This is a genomic window from Pseudoalteromonas sp. T1lg48 (genome assembly GCF_002964785.1).
GTDB lineage: Bacteria > Pseudomonadota > Gammaproteobacteria > Enterobacterales > Alteromonadaceae > Pseudoalteromonas.
The window spans coordinates 248,363-263,187 of the sequence record NZ_PQCC01000002.1 but is presented as its reverse complement, the minus strand read 5'-3'; the positions used below and the strand labels follow the sequence as shown (position 1 = coordinate 263,187).

Below are 14,825 nucleotides of genomic sequence, written 5' to 3'. Positions count from 1 at the left end.
TGTGGTGAAAATGTGCGGCGATGCTAGCACAGTTGAATTAATTTAACTTGTTTAATCGCCCAAGCTTGGGGTAAAAATGAACTTCTTTTAACTATCAACAGGGCTAAACACGGTGCAAACCATAGTGATCAAATTAGGCACCAGTGTGCTTACCAATAACGGCCAGGGACTGGACAGGGCGCATATGGTGGAGTTAGTGCGCCAATGCGTGCAGCTGCAAAAGGCCGGCAACCGTATCGTGCTGGTATCCAGCGGCGCCGTGGCCGCAGGGCGTGAATTACTGGGGCGCAGCGCCGGTAATGAAACATTGGCACAAAAGCAGATGCTGGCGGCCATAGGCCAAAGCCAGCTGGTTCACACCTGGCAAACCCTGTTTGCTCTTTATAATGTGCCGGTGGGGCAGTTGCTGTTAACCCGTGCCGATCTTGATGATCGCGAACGCTATCTCAATGCCCGCGATACCCTGATGGCACTGCTTAAAGAAGGGGCGGTGCCCATTATCAATGAAAACGATGCGGTGGCGACGGCGCAGATCAAGGTGGGCGATAACGACAACCTATCGGCCCGCGTGGCGGTGTTGGCGGATGCGGATAAACTGCTGCTGTTGACCGATCAGCCCGGGCTTTTTAGCGCCGATCCGCGCACCAACCCGGATGCCGAGCTTATCCCGGAAATTCGTCATATCGATGACTCCATTAAGGCCTTGGCCGGCGGCAGTGGCACGGCGGTGGGCACCGGCGGCATGGCTACGAAAATCGAGGCGGCGAGCATTGCCCGCCATGCCGGGGTCGATGTGATCATCAGTGCCGGTCATGGCGAGGACGTGATCAGCAACTGTTTGACTCAGCAGCTGGGCACCCGCTTTGTCAGCCTGACGGCACCCAAAGACACCCGCAAACGTTGGCTGTTGGCCGGCCCCATCAGCAAGGCAGCCATTTATGTGGATGATGGTGCGGCGAAGGCGCTCAGACAGCAAGGCGCCAGTTTGCTGATCGTTGGTATTGCCCGTTTTGCCGGCGAGTTTAGCCGCGGCGATCTGGTGCAGGTATTCGACAGTCAGGGCTGCAGTGTGGGTAAGGGCGTGGCCCGTTATCACAGTGAGGAGTTGCAGCAGCGCTGGCGAACCCGGAGCAGTCTAAGGCGCAGGTGTTGGGCTATGACAATGGCGCTATGCTGATCCATCGCGATGACTTTGTCAGCTTTCGGGATTAGCTCTTAGCGACAGCTTACAGCAGCCGTTTTCGGTAATAACTTTCGACAGGAGCCAGGGGCGTGCACTTCCCTTGGCGCAATTTTAACCGCGTGATACACTCGCGCCTTTGATTTTGTCGTGATGAGAGTTGTTATGAAAGTCATTCGCTGGTTGTTAGGCCGCATTATTTTATTCTTTAATTTTATCTTTACCCCGCGCAGCAAAAAGCGCGACCCGCAAGCGCAGCAACAGCTGGATACGCAGACCGCCAACATGGCACTGTATCAATTCCATGCCTGTCCGTTTTGCGTAAAGGTGCGCCGCTCTATTAAGCGTAACGGTCTGAACATTGAAACCCGCGATGCCAAAGGCGATAACGCCTACCGTCAGGAGCTGGCGGAGCAGGGTGGCAAGGTGAAAGTGCCTTGTTTGCGCATTGAAGAAGATGGTCAGGTGCAGTGGATGTACGAATCTTCGGATATCGTCGCCTATCTGGATAAAATTGCCGCTTAACCTTAAGATTCCAATATTTCCCCTGGGTGCTGAAATTTCTCGCACTCAGGTGCCCTGTCGCGGCGTTTTCCTCTACGAAATTACCCGCCATTGTGCTAGCATTTGCAGCAAATTTTTAGTTGCTAATTGAAAGAGACGCTAGCATGACCCAGAGCACGACTGTTCGTACCCGTGTTGCCCCGTCACCGACCGGTGATCCGCACCTAGGCACTGCCTATATCGCCCTATTTAACTATTGTTTTGCCAAGCAGCAAGGCGGTGAGTTTGTTTTACGTATCGAAGATACGGATCAGGTGCGCAGTACGCCGGAGTCGGAACAAGCCATTATGGACAGCCTGCAGTGGTTAGGTCTGCAGTGGGATCATGGTCCGGATGTGGGCGGCGAGTTCGGCCCCTATCGTCAGTCTGAGCGCTCTGATCTATATAAAAAATATGCGCACCAGTTGGTTGAAGAGGGCAAGGCGTTTTACTGTTTCGCCACCGCCGAAGAGCTGGACGAAATGCGTGAGCAGCAAATGGCCGAGGGCCTGCGCCCTAAATACGATGGCCGTGGCTTGTTGCTAAGCGACGACGAAGTGAAGGCAAACCTGGAAGCGGGCAAACCCTACGTTATCCGTATGAAAATCCCTGCCGAAGGCAGCTTTAAATTTAACGACTACCTGCGCGGTGAGATTGAGATCCCATGGGAAAACGTTGATATGCAGGTGCTGTTGAAGCAAGACGGCTTCCCGACTTACTTCCTAGCCAATGTGGTGGACGACCACCATATGCAGATCAGCCACATCTTCCGTGGTGAAGAGTGGATCAACTCGGCGCCAAAACTGCTTAAGCTATACGAAGACTTTGGCTGGCAAGCGCCGGTACTGGGTCACCTGCCGTTACTGCGTAACCCGGATAAGTCTAAGCTGTCCAAGCGTAAGAACCCGACCTCTATCAACTACTACAAAGAAATGGGCTTCTTGCCGGAAGCGGTGCTGAACTACCTGGGCCGCATGGGCTGGTCGATGCCGGACGAGCGTGAAAAGTTCACCCTGGCAGAGATGATCGAGCACTTCGATATGAAACGCGTTTCTCTGGGCGGCCCGGTATTCGATATCGAGAAGCTGAAATGGCTGAATGGCACCTGGTTACGTGAAGACTTCAGCGACGAGCAACTAATTCAGCGCTTCGTTGACTGGAAATACAATGGCGACATGCTGCGCCGCATTTTGCCGGAAGCGAAAGCCCGTATCGATACGCTTTCTGATCTGGTTGACCTGGCCGGGCACTTTGTTGCCGGTATGCCGCACTATGATCCGGCGCTGCTAACCGATGGTAAGGTTGAAGAAGATGTGGTGCGTCAGGCATTGCAATTCTTTATCTGGGAGCTGGAAACGCTGCGCCATTGGGAAAAATCGGAAATCTTCGCCATTGCTAAAAAGGTTGCGACCTTCCACGAGCTGAAGATTAAAGACTTCCTTGAGCCTATTTTCGTGGCAATTACCGGCAAGAAGTCGTCAACTTCTGTGCTAGATGCCATGGAAATCCTGGGTTCGGACATGTCCCGTGCACGCCTGCGTTTGGCGTTAGAGCACCTTGGTGTGTCGAAAAAGCAGGCGAAAAAGCTAGAAAAAGCCTACCGCGACTTTAACTAGGTCGCACTCTAAGAAAAAAGGCTGCCTTGCCCCGCAAAGTGGCCTTTTTTGTGCCTTTTTAAAGGAAAAAGCAACAGATACGACCTCTCAGTGCGTAAATTTTGTTACACTGCCGCAGTTTTTTTGTACTCAAGTAGAGCAGCTATGTTAGAGCAGTATTATCAAGATTTTGGCACCCACGTGTGTATCACCCGTGAACAGGGCAGTCGTTTTGCCAAAGCCGTGGCCGATGATTTCAATCCACTTCATGACGTTGAAGCGAAAAAATTCTGTGTGCCAGGAGATTTACTGTTTTCAGTAGTGCTTGATAAGTACGGAATTAATGAGCAGATGCGCTTCACCTTCGCCAACATGGTCGACGAAGGCGTTAAACTGGGCATGCCAGAGGGCAGCGACCAGTTCGATATTAAAGATGGCGAAAAATGCTATTTGAGCGTGGCTCGTGAAGGCGCTAACAGTGCCTGTAAGACCCTGACCAACGCGCTGATCAAGAACTATGTGGAATTCTCGGGTAAGGCCTTCCCACACGTGGTGATCCCGCTGATGGGTAAGCAAGATGTGATGATTAACCCGGCGCGCCCGATGATCATCTATGAGTCCATGAGCATTCATATGGACACCCTTGATGCTCACGCTCCCGAGTTGCGCGAAGGAGAGCACGAGTTCAGCTATGAAGGCAAGCGCGGCAAGATCATCTTGCGCTTTGACCTGATTGAAAATGGCGAAGTAATTGGCCGTGGTGAGAAGCACATGCTGGTCTCGGGTATTCGCGAATACTGTCAGGATACCGTGGATGAGTTGATCCGTGGCTACAATGAGAAGAAGGCAGCGCTGAAACCTGCGTAATTCGGGTCGGGGCGCCGACAGGGCGCTTTTGGTTCGTCGAGACGCCGACCGCGGCGTTATCGTTCGTGGGAACGCCGACTAATGCGGTTTTAAAGGGTCAATGTGAAAGCATTGGCCTTTTTTGTTTGTTGGGGCGCCAACAAGCGCTTTTTTGTAGGTCGGTGCTTTGCGCCGACAAAGATGCCAATAGATTGATATTGTCGAGCCACCTAAAATGGCGTTTGTTGATAGATCTTGTCGCGTTGGGTGAGCGCGTTAAGAAAATAGTCCGGTGGACTATTTTTAGCAAGCGAACGCCTTGAGCCAGCGAGGGGCCGGAGACTCCAACCAAAGGGCGGTTTGCGCCAACCGCCCCTTGGAACCCCAAGGCGCCCGTGATTCGCTAACGCTTACGAACTCAGCGTTTTGTTAAACGCTGCGTTTAGCTTCAAACGCGGTTTAACGAGGTGTCCTACCTCGGTAAACCTAACTGCGCATCCATGCTCCGTTGTTTCAAGCACACTCCACAACAAAAGCCGATTTCTCTAGCGCGAATCTAAACGGGGGGATCGATACCTGTTAGTTTTGAGATATCCGATAGGCCGCTAAGCCAATTGCGGACGATGGTAACGCTTTGTTAAGGTGTGAGGCACGCAATACCTAAGCCTCCGCATACCACCTTAACCACTAAATCTAACGCATAGTAAAAATGCCACGCGTGCCGAATCACTCTTAAACAATTTGTTAGCCAACTTCTACCGCAGAAGTAATTAACCCGTAGTCCTCTATATCCTCATTGTTTCCCATTACATACCAGAGCTCATCGAGAGCTGAGTTTGCATGCTTGAGAAATTCAATCGTCAAGAGTTCTTCATAAGGTCGCTTAAACACTGCAAATTCGTCTTCACTGTCACCCAGATCGTATTCATATCTATCGGGCTTTGCATGTGCCAAGCTGTTTCTGGCATTTTGAAGTGCATCAAGGACTTCATGTAGTCCTTCGATATGCTCGACATTTAAAATTGAGAAAACTTTTTTTCGTTTCCAATGATACGGTTTCTTTTCCTTGAAACTTTCTTGGAACAAGCCAAAACCCGCCATATTTATTAACGCCTCAGCCAGAAATGCATGTGAGATTAAACATGCTTGCATATCCATACTGAGACCATTGGAATGACCAGAACTACTTTTTGTCTCAATGCAATCAAGTTGATATTGAGCTAAATTCGCCAGATCTGAATGTGGGTTGTATCTAACTTGAAACTTCAAATTACCTCCAGTTGGCTAACGCCCGCCTATGGGGCAAATTGAGTGGACTAAACTTGAGCGAAGCAAACAGACCGCGAAAATTTGTCCCATCGAGTTTACGAGTAATATGAGGCGCTTGTTAGGTGACGTTTTTCTCAATTTCCACTTTTCTAAAATAAGCGGTTAACGCGAAATACAATATTAAGTAGCCAGGAATATAAAATAAACTACCTATAAGAACACCTTGTATTGGATTAAAGCCACTTAAATATGAATCCAGAGAAAGGTAGCCAATTAAGCTGAGAGAAGCCACCAATAATATAGAGTGCTTTAAGCGGTTTTTATCACTTATTACTTTTATCAAATCAACTAAGCCAACAACAAGTGGAGCTAAAATAAAAATTGATAATATCTCAGTACCCATAGTCACCTAACGCCCGCATAAGGGGCTGATAATGCTTGGCTATACTTGTGAAGCGAAGCGGAACCGAGCCAAGCGTTAGCAGTCCCACCACTTTATGCGCTTGTTATGCTACTAAAACGCTTTAAACTGTATGTCACTAAAAAACTCTTCTGCATTTCGAGCTAACTCAGGATATTCTTTACCCTTGTAGTGACGCAGAGAGTATTCCGTATGCACACCAATTGATTTTTTAAATGGATGTATACAATTATATCCAAGATACTCTATTTGCATTACGGCTGTTTTATTGCCACTGACTTTAGCACTGTTATCTTGAGAAATAGTTCTGTGCTTTACGCATGTTGCACCATTAAGTTCTACCAGCTCTTCTGAGTTTTCCACAAGGTCAAACCTGCCAATATCCGGTGAGGCTGCTCTATGTTTAACAACATGAGAAAGAAACTCTTCATCCGAGGGGAATTCGGGAATTTGATAGAGTGACAAATTAATAATGCCACTACTGTCATCAGTCAGCTTAGTTCCGAGAGCAAGCTGATACCCCGTTGAAGTAATGACAGACCAACTGCCATTTTTAGGTGATAACGAAGAAACACCATAAATATTAACAGGAGTACCTGAGTTAAGCTGTGGGGTAGTTGATGCGCACGAAGTCACAAATAACAACGAAATTATAGTAGAGATTAATTTATACACTGAACTCTCCTTGTAGCATAACAATTTAATATCGAGCGATTGGGTCGTTTTCCTGACTATGGGAGAAACTCAACGATTATGGATGTATACACAGTGATTTGGGTGGAAGACTAGATGTCGCTCTTTTCGGAATTACAGATTTTATTAGACTTTCTGTAGAACGCAGGTGTACCAGCCTAATCCCCTTACATTGCATCCAAAACGGGGTGCGAGAAGAGTAATCGCCCGTTGGCTGAAAGCGGAAATTAGAGAGTGAACAGTTTCACTCTCGCCGCTTGAAGGCGACGAGCTCTGTGAGGAGGGGGACTGCGGGCGAAAACATGCTCAGGAAATGGCTGAAAGCGGAAACAAGGGAGTGAATAATTTCACTCCCGCCGCTTGAAGGCGACGAGTTCTACGAGGAGGGGGATTGGGCTGTGCATGTTGGTTACGTTCATTTCTCGCAGCGCGTTGAGGAAATAATGCAATGTTGGGGCGCCTCGGGGTTCTTAGGGGCGACGAGTGACCGAAGCATGGCTTCGCAGCACGAGGAGGTGGAGGCATTGATGCCGTAACTTCGTCACGAACAGGAACCCAGCTTCAGGGATGAATTATTAACACTGAACTTAGCATTTCCTCTAAGTCGAAGTCGGCGACCCGACAAGATCTAAATTTGAAGGCTTATCTAACCTGTCAAATTAAGCCTAATTTGAAACTAATAGTGTTGGTTACTTTTGTGTTTTGTGCCCACACTTCTCAAGTAGTGCTTGCCAAAAGTCCGCGCCTTTGCGGCGCGCCAAACGCATATTGTGCTCGGGGATGCTTTCCGGTTCGTCATAGTTGGCCAGAGCCTGTTCCATGCTTTCTTCGCGGATAATATGCAAACAGGGAGCGGGGGCGCGGTTGGTGTAATTGGCGGCGTCGTCCTCATCGGCATCGGCGAACACATAATCGGGGTGAAAGTGGGCGAGCTGATAGGTGCCTTCAAAGCCCTGGGCGACTAACAGCGCATTGGCTAAATCGATCAGATCTAAGAACTGGTCGAAATCGCTAAAACCCTGGGTAAAGCATACCAAGGTGGTTTCAATTTCCGGGTGATTATCCAGCTCTCGGCATTGCTCTAAGGTGTCGAGCACCGCCTCTTCGAGCTCGGTGGCCTCGCTTAGATAATAGCGAATGGCGTTATTTTCCACTTCCTGGCGGGCAAAGGGGCAGAAGTTGTATTTGACTATGACCGAGCTCACCCATTGGCGCATGGCCGCTTCACATTTATGCATTAATTTGCTCCTCGATTAGCGCCAGGGTTTTATTAATAGCGCCCTGATTTTGCTGTACCACCTTAAGGCCACAGGCACCCATGTCGGCACGTTTTTGCGGCTCGCTAAACAGGCTGTTTAGGGTGTCGACCAGGTTGTGCTCATCAACCCAGAGGGCGCCGCCTTGGTCAATCAAGGCAGGATAGACATGGTCAAAGTTAAAGGTATGCTGACCGCTAAGCACAGGTATGCCGTGGGCACAGGCCTCGAGCGGGTTGTGGCCACCGCGCTCAATCAGGCTGCCGCCAATAAAGGCGACATCGGCGGCGCCATAGAGCATGGTGAGCTCGCCCAGGGTGTCGGCCAGCAGTACTGCCTCACCTTGATGTTCGCCCTTCCTGCGACGGGAAAAGTTCATGCCTTGAGCTGTGAGTTGCTCGGCGACCTTGTCGAATTGCTCCGGATGACGCGGGGCGATAATAAGTAAGGCATCGGGGTAACTTTTTCTCACTTGCTCATGAGCACCAAGCAGCAGCTCGGGCTCGCCCGGGTGTGTAGAGCCGGCTATCCAGATTGGCGTTTGCCCCAGGCTGGCCTTAAGTTGCTTGGCCTGCGTTGCCTGTTGTTCGCTGACGTCGATATCGAACTTGATTGAACCGGTCACCTCAAGCCTATCTTTATCCAAACCTAGGTTAATAAAGCGCTCACCATCGGCCTGATGGTGGCAGGCGAGCCTGTCTATATCGCTCAAAATGCTGCGTGTAAGCGGCGCGACCCGGGCATAACCTTGTGCTGATTTCTCTGACAGACGGGCGTTGATAATCAAGGTGTTGAGTCCGGCTCGTTTGGCTCGGTGCAAGAGGTTAGGCCAGAGTTCGGTTTCAATCACCGCCAGCAGGCGCGCCCCAGAGCGGCGAATAAAGCGGCGCTGAGCCAGGGGCAAGTCAAAGGGCAGGTAACAGACCTGCACTCGGGCGGCGGCAATGTCTTTGGCCAGCAGCTGGTTAATTTGCTCTCGTCCGGTCGGCGTGTTGGTGCTGATCACCAAGCGGTATTGATGTTTATCGGCCAGCAGCGCCTTAATTAATGGCAGTGTGGCCAGCACCTCGCCGACGGAGGCGCAATGCAAGATGATGTCGCCGCTGGCGTCGGTAAAGCCGAAGCGTTCGCCAAAGTCTTGTCTGTAGCCCGGGTTTTTGCGCCCACGTAGTACATACAAATAAAAGCAGGCCAAGGGCATAAGAATCAGCAGAATAAGGGAATATAAAAAGCGTGCAAACAAAAGAATCACTGGCCAGAAATTGCAAAGCGTTAGTGTAACCCGAGTTCACCCCGGTGCCAAAACTTTACAATTTAACTGCTGAGTAATGGCCATGAATTTGGTAATATTTCGCATTATTTAAAGGCGTTAGGAAATCGCATGAAAGGACATAAACTCGCCACCTCTGTGGCAGGTGCGGCACTGCTATTGGCATTCAGTGGTGCGGCCGCGGCCAAGCCCACGGCATACCTGCCGGTAGGCTATGACGTAAATTTAGAACAGCAATTGGATCGCATGTTTGTGCAAACCACGGGTACGCCCATGAGCAAGCCCTATCGCTTTAGTGATATCGATAAGGCTTTAGCCCAGCTAAAAGAGCAAAACCCGGCGCTCTTTCGCTCCATCAGTGACAAACTCGCGCGTTATCGCGGCGATGACAACATCACCCGTGCCGGTGTGACCCTGCGTTATGAGCATGACCAAACCACACCTTTGGCCAATCAACGGGGTTTAACCACGGATGAGTGGGGCCAGGTGATGTTCGAGGGCATTTGGCGCCCGAACAATATGATGTTGATGCAAGTCGGTCTGGAATACCGTGCCGAAGCTGGCGACCTGGTGCCTTATAACACTTTTGTGGCTATTGCCGGTGAAGATCTCCAGCTTAATATTGGCTACAAGGAGCATTGGTTTTCTCCGTTTAAAACAAGCGCTCAGATGATCTCGACTAATGCCAAAGCCTCGCCTTCCATCTCATTGGGTATGGTGGCGCCGGCGCATAACTGGTGGAATTTTGATTTTGAACTCTTTTACACCGAGCTGGAAGAGGTTAAAGAGGGCATTCAATATCAGGGCGAATGGTACGATGGTAAGCCGCGTGTAGCCGGTACCCATATCAGCCTTGAACCGCTAAGTGGCTGGAAACTGGGCTTTAACCGTATTATGCAATTTGGTGGTGGTCCCCGCGATGTGGACTTTGGCGATGTGCTGGATGCCTTTTTCGACCCTGCCGGCAGCGATAACAGCTATAGCGCAGAAGAAAAAGACACCGAATTGGGTGACCAATTGGCCTCGGTAACCTCTACCTTCTATTTCGATTGGGGCATGCCCACCGAAATCTACTTTGAGTACGGCGGCGAAGACACTCAGGGTGGCAGCAACTTTAGCCTGGGCAATCAGGTTACTTCCTTTGGTGCCTATCTGCCTCAGTTGACCTCGGATGTTGCCTTGCGTTACGAATACAACAAATGGAAAACATCCTGGTATACCAATGGCTTGTATAAGTTTGGTAACACCAACGATGGCTTCGTGTTTGGTCACTATGCCGGCGACAGACGTATCTTTGGCGACGGTGTGCCCGCCGAAGTGCATGCCCTGGTGCTGGATTATCAGCAGGATATGGACTCATTATGGCAGCTTAAGCTGACCCTGCAGGATAATGATTCGACCCAGTACAGCGGTGCTCAGGAACTTCAGCTACTTAACAGCAGCATGATTGATGGGTATCGAGTGGAAACTCAGGTGACCTATGGCAACGACGTGTTTGACGAAAGTTACGGCCACGCCTCTATCTCGCTTTACTGGTAATTGAGCGGTCGGTGAGGCTCAGCCTGGGCCTTGGCTAATAGCGCCAGGGCCTTATCGGCCACGGTTTGCGCGCTGATGCTGTCGACGCGCTTACCGCCGACCAGGATTTCACCCGGACCCAAGGGGCGCCATTGATGCGCTTTGGCACGGATCAGCGCCAGCGCCGGCACGTTTAAGGCGGCGGCTAAATGCATAATCGCCGTTTCCACACTGATCACTAAACGAGCGCGGCTGATCATCGCCGGTAACTCGTAAAAATGACGCTTAGCGCTGAAGGTACTGATATTAATATCCCTAAGCTGGTTGTTGCTTTGCACCTGATGTTGCAACTGCGTTACCTGCTCATTGGTGGCGTTGATCACAAAGCGTAAGGTCGGTTGCGCCTGGTGTAAGGTGGCGATGCATTCAAACACCTGGGCCAGTTGCCAGTCACGCTTTTCCGTGGTCGACAGATGATTGATAAAAACGAAATTATCCAGCTCGTCGCTATTTTGCAGCGCATCCAAATAAAGTTGTGGTACGCGTAATTGCTGAAATGCCCGTGCCGGGGAGTCCATGGCAACCAGGGCGTGAAAGTGATGGCGGTAAAACTCGCTAATATGATCGAAGCGGGTGCTTTTACTGACCTTTATACTGGCATCGAGGGCAGCAATGGCCTCTTTGTGCTGCCAGCGTTGCACCGCATTGAGCGCATAGGCCCCCACTGCGCAGCCGTCGCCGGCTATCAGTCGGGCATAATGACAGAAGCGCTCGCTGCGCGTGGTGGCGATAAAAAACACCAGATCATAGTGGCGCTGCTGTGCATCTTGTATTTGTTGTTGGCGCTGTTGCTCGGAATCTGGGTTGGCGTAGATATGGCTGATATTGGGCTCACTTTCGAGCCACTGGCCTAAAATTTGATTGCGCCCGCCGTGCCAGCTTTTACGTTGCTCGCGGCAGTCATCGAACCACACATCTATCTCTAAATGCGGGTAAGTGGCGGCCAGCTGCTGCAAAAACACCCCTTGATAGACGTAATCACCCAGCGCCAGATGGCTCATATATAATATGCGCTTCGCTTGTTGTAATTGGGCTGCGCCGATTAAGGGATTACTTCCGTGCTGGGTCACTTAATTAAGCCTGATTTAATTCAATACCGGCCAATAATAACAAAGCCGGGGTGGCAATGGCAGTACCCAAATGTGGCATTTAAGTTAACAGTTAAGCTTTATTAACTCATTTTGCGTGTGGGCAGCCACAGGATGAATGCCCAGCGCTGGCCGTCAATCTAAGACAAAAACGTGCAATTCTAAATACTCTTTGGAATAATGCCGTTAAAACTCGTGAATGAGGATCGAAAATGGTCAATACCGACAATCTAGCGGCTTCCTACCAGGATAGCCTTGCCCGCCATCGTGCGCTTTTTGAAGTCATGGATACGTATCAACAGCAAGCAACCGAATTACTGGCCGCCTGTCATCAGGCATTGCAAGCCGGCGGCAAAGTGATCTGGTTTGGTAATGGTGGCAGTGCCGCCGATGCCCAGCATTTGGCCGCTGAATTTGTAGTGCGCTATAAAAAAGAGCGTGGCCCCTTGGCGTCGATCGCCCTGACCACGGACACTTCGATCCTCACTGCTCACTCTAACGACTATCACTTCGATACCGTGTTTGCGCGCCAGGTGCAGGCTTTGTGTAAGCCGGAAGACCTGGTGATCGGCCTGACCACGTCGGGCACCAGTGCCAATATCAATCTGGCGTTACAGGCCGCCAATGAAATCGGTGCTTACACCGTGGCCTTAACCGGCAGAGACGGGGGCGAGGTGAAAAACATCGCCAAGTTGCCGATTATCATCGCCAACGATGAAACCGCTCGCATTCAAGAAGCGCATATGTTTATCGGCCACTGGCTGTGTGAAGCGCTCGATATGCTGGTAGCGGAGTAAGCATGGATCTGGGATTACTTAAAAATCTGAATAAAGCCAAGGTGTTGGTGGTTGGCGATGTGATGCTTGACCGCTACTGGCATGGCGACTCCGGACGTATTTCACCGGAGGCCCCGGTGCCGGTGGTGAAGGTAAACCGCCTTGAAGACAAGGCCGGTGGTGCCGCTAACGTCGCTAAAAACATTGCCCGACTCGACGGCCAGGTGGCCTTGCTCGGTTTGATCGGCGATGACGAAAGCGGGCAAACCCTGCAGCGCATTTTGGCGCAAGAACACATCGACTCGCAGCTGGTGCAGGTGGTGGAGCTGCCGACCATAGCGAAAATGCGGGTGATCAGCCGCCATCAGCAGGTGGTGCGTCTGGATCAGGAAGAGCAGTTCAATAAAGAGCATTCACAACTGTTGCTACAGCGTCTTGAGCGCGTGGTGGACGACTATGACTTTGTGCTCTTCTCCGATTACAACAAGGGGTCACTGACCCTGATTGAGGCGATGATCCGCGTTGCCAAGGATGCCGGTAAAACCGTGTTGGTAGACCCAAAATCGCCGCAGCTTAGCCTGTATCGTGGCGCCGATTATATCACTCCGAACCTCAATGAGTTCAGGCTAGCCGGTGGTGACAGCAGCGACGAGCAGGCGTTGACCGCCAGTGCTCGGGCGCTCATTCGCGAGGCCGGCATTGGTGCTATGCTGCTAACCCGCTCCGAGCAGGGGATGTCGCTGATCAGCGCCACCGAAAAACATGACTTTGCCGCCCAGGTGCGCGAGGTCAGCGATGTCACCGGTGCCGGTGATACGGTGATCGCCACCCTGACCGTGATGCTAGGTGCCGGCATGGCCCCGGCAGATGCGGTGGAGCTGGCTAATATCGCCGCCGGTATTGCGGTGAGCAAACTCGGTGCCGCTACGGTATCGCCGGAAGAGCTCAGCCGTAAGCTGGGACAATACCTGCGCGAAAATGGCGAGCATTATCAGGCGCCGTTTGAGTCCGTGTTGCAGCATATTGAATTTGCCAAGCAAAATGGTGAGAAAATCGTTTTCACCAATGGCTGTTTCGATATTCTTCATGCCGGCCATGTGCGTTATCTAGCCCAGGCCAAAGCCATGGGTGACCGCCTGGTGGTGGGATTAAATACCGATGATTCCATTGCCCGCTTAAAGGGCCCGGAGCGCCCTATCAACCCGCTTGAAGAGCGTGCCATGGTGCTTAGCGCCCTGGCCTCGGTGGACTGGGTGATCCCCTTTGGTAAGGTGGAAGAAAACGATACCCCGGCCAAGCTTATCGAGCAGGTAAGCCCGGATATTCTCGTTAAGGGCGGGGATTACAAGGTTGAAGAGATCGCCGGTGCCGAGCATGTGCTGCGTCACGGTGGTCAGGTTGAGGTGCTGGAGTTTCTAAACGGCTGCTCAACGTCCAACGTGATCAGCAAAATCCGCTCGTAGCACCTCTTGAGCCCGAGCCCTATCAGCAGGCCAGTGCTTGCTGATAGGCACTCATCAAACATCGCCAGTCTTTTTCCTGCCAATGAAAGGTGCTTTGACGACCGGCTTCCTTGGCAAAGCTGCGCGCTAATCTGGCCATATTCTGCTGTTGCCACTGTGGTTCTGGCTGGCGCAATTCCCCTCTGTCAAAATCAATGATGTACACATCATCCTGAGTATCAAAGAGAATATTATTGATATTTAAATCGGCGTGATAGACGCCGGCGTTATGGAAACGGGCGATGGTCTGGCCAATACCCTGTATCGTTTGTTCGCTTAAGGAGTCGGCCTGAAGGCGTTCACACAGACTTTGTGCCCCTTCTAAGGCACGGGTAATGATGTCGCCGCGGTAAATCAGACCCGAACGTTTAACCAAGGCGGCAATGGGCTCAACCACGGGCAGGCCTTGCTGATACAGGTCGCACATCAGGTCAAATTCGCGGTAGACTCGGGTGTTTTTGATACCGGTATAGAGGTACTGATCTTGCAGCACCTTACCAACTAGACCGCCGCGCCAATAATGACGGAGCACGGCGCGTAAATCTCCCTCGGCAAAAAAGTAGGCGGTGGCACGTCCGGTTTTTTGTGCGTACACCTTATCCTGGGCCAACCAGTGTTCAGGAGAAAACCATAGTTCGGTGATCTCGCCAACATTGGCATTTGCGGTAAACAGGGTTTTGTTCGGGGCTAGGGGAGTCAGTTGCATAATAAACAGACCCTAATAAACAGATTGGCTGCAGGTGCTTGCCAGTGTAGCTTTTTTTGCCCCAACGATAAACTCGCTGGGTAAACTTCTTAATGAACTTGC

At 51.1% G+C, this 14,825-nt stretch carries 13 protein-coding genes and 1 pseudogene; 7 read left to right on the top strand and 7 right to left on the bottom strand.

Features of this window, described 5'->3' with window-relative positions; all coding sequences use genetic code 11:
- Positions 1–112 precede the first annotated feature (112 nt).
- The 4 genes and pseudogenes from proB to C2M29_RS02995 all read left to right on the top strand — a co-directional run bounded on the left by proB (position 113) and on the right by C2M29_RS02995 (position 4,185).
- Positions 113–1,212: pseudogene (proB, locus tag C2M29_RS03010) on the top strand (glutamate 5-kinase).
- Between the two features lie 133 nt (positions 1,213–1,345).
- Positions 1,346–1,705, top strand: a complete 360-nt coding sequence (locus tag C2M29_RS03005) for a glutaredoxin family protein (RefSeq protein WP_105188322.1) — start codon at positions 1,346–1,348, stop codon at positions 1,703–1,705.
- A gap of 143 nt (positions 1,706–1,848) precedes the next feature.
- Positions 1,849–3,339 (top strand): glutamate--tRNA ligase, encoded by a 1,491-nt coding sequence (gene gltX, locus C2M29_RS03000; RefSeq protein ID WP_105188321.1) that lies wholly within the window; start codon positions 1,849–1,851, stop codon positions 3,337–3,339.
- 144 nt (positions 3,340–3,483) lie between these two features.
- Positions 3,484–4,185: a DUF3581 family protein gene (locus C2M29_RS02995; RefSeq protein ID WP_105188320.1), complete on the top strand. Its 702-nt coding sequence runs from the start codon at positions 3,484–3,486 to the stop codon at positions 4,183–4,185.
- Between the two features lie 723 nt (positions 4,186–4,908).
- Here C2M29_RS02995 and C2M29_RS02985 read toward each other — a convergent pair.
- The 5 genes from C2M29_RS02985 to waaA all read right to left on the bottom strand — a co-directional run bounded on the left by C2M29_RS02985 (position 4,909) and on the right by waaA (position 9,052).
- Complete coding sequence (locus C2M29_RS02985) at positions 4,909–5,433, bottom strand: hypothetical protein (protein WP_199774848.1); 525 nt, start codon at positions 5,431–5,433, stop codon at positions 4,909–4,911.
- A gap of 118 nt (positions 5,434–5,551) precedes the next feature.
- Positions 5,552–5,836, bottom strand: coding sequence for a hypothetical protein (locus tag C2M29_RS02980; RefSeq protein ID WP_105188318.1), 285 nt, complete (start codon positions 5,834–5,836; stop codon positions 5,552–5,554).
- 111 nt (positions 5,837–5,947) lie between these two features.
- Complete coding sequence (locus C2M29_RS02975; RefSeq protein ID WP_105188317.1) at positions 5,948–6,529, bottom strand: hypothetical protein; 582 nt, start codon at positions 6,527–6,529, stop codon at positions 5,948–5,950.
- A 707-nt stretch (positions 6,530–7,236) separates the two neighbouring features.
- Positions 7,237–7,785 (bottom strand): DUF1415 domain-containing protein, encoded by a 549-nt coding sequence (locus C2M29_RS02970; protein ID WP_105188316.1) that lies wholly within the window; start codon positions 7,783–7,785, stop codon positions 7,237–7,239.
- A complete protein-coding gene (gene waaA, locus C2M29_RS02965; RefSeq protein ID WP_105188622.1) occupies positions 7,778–9,052 on the bottom strand; it encodes a lipid IV(A) 3-deoxy-D-manno-octulosonic acid transferase in 1,275 nt (424 codons plus the stop codon). Before waaA ends, C2M29_RS02970 begins: the two co-directional genes overlap by 8 nt.
- Positions 9,053–9,184: 132 nt before the next feature.
- Here waaA and C2M29_RS02960 point away from each other — a divergent pair, with 132 nt between their 5' ends.
- Entirely contained in the window at positions 9,185–10,612 is a 1,428-nt protein-coding gene (locus C2M29_RS02960; RefSeq protein ID WP_105188315.1) for a capsule assembly Wzi family protein, read from the top strand.
- On the opposite strand, the gene C2M29_RS02955 is transcribed toward C2M29_RS02960, so the two are convergent.
- Positions 10,603–11,652: a glycosyltransferase family 9 protein gene (locus tag C2M29_RS02955; protein ID WP_158684633.1), complete on the bottom strand. Its 1,050-nt coding sequence runs from the start codon at positions 11,650–11,652 to the stop codon at positions 10,603–10,605. The genes C2M29_RS02960 and C2M29_RS02955 overlap by 10 nt on opposite strands.
- A 299-nt stretch (positions 11,653–11,951) precedes the next feature.
- Here C2M29_RS02955 and C2M29_RS02950 point away from each other — a divergent pair, with 299 nt between their 5' ends.
- Both C2M29_RS02950 and hldE read left to right on the top strand, forming a co-directional pair.
- The gene (locus C2M29_RS02950; protein ID WP_105188313.1) at positions 11,952–12,536 is read left to right on the top strand and encodes a D-sedoheptulose-7-phosphate isomerase; all 585 of its coding nucleotides are present in this window, start codon (positions 11,952–11,954) and stop codon (positions 12,534–12,536) included.
- A gap of 2 nt (positions 12,537–12,538) precedes the next feature.
- Positions 12,539–13,978, top strand: a complete 1,440-nt coding sequence (gene hldE, locus C2M29_RS02945) for a bifunctional D-glycero-beta-D-manno-heptose-7-phosphate kinase/D-glycero-beta-D-manno-heptose 1-phosphate adenylyltransferase HldE (RefSeq protein WP_105188312.1) — start codon at positions 12,539–12,541, stop codon at positions 13,976–13,978.
- 22 nt (positions 13,979–14,000) lie between these two features.
- Here hldE and C2M29_RS02940 read toward each other — a convergent pair whose 3' ends face one another.
- On the bottom strand, positions 14,001–14,723 hold the full coding sequence (locus C2M29_RS02940) for a 3-deoxy-D-manno-octulosonic acid kinase (RefSeq protein WP_105188311.1): 723 nt from the start codon (positions 14,721–14,723) through the stop codon (positions 14,001–14,003).
- Positions 14,724–14,825 lie beyond the last annotated feature (102 nt).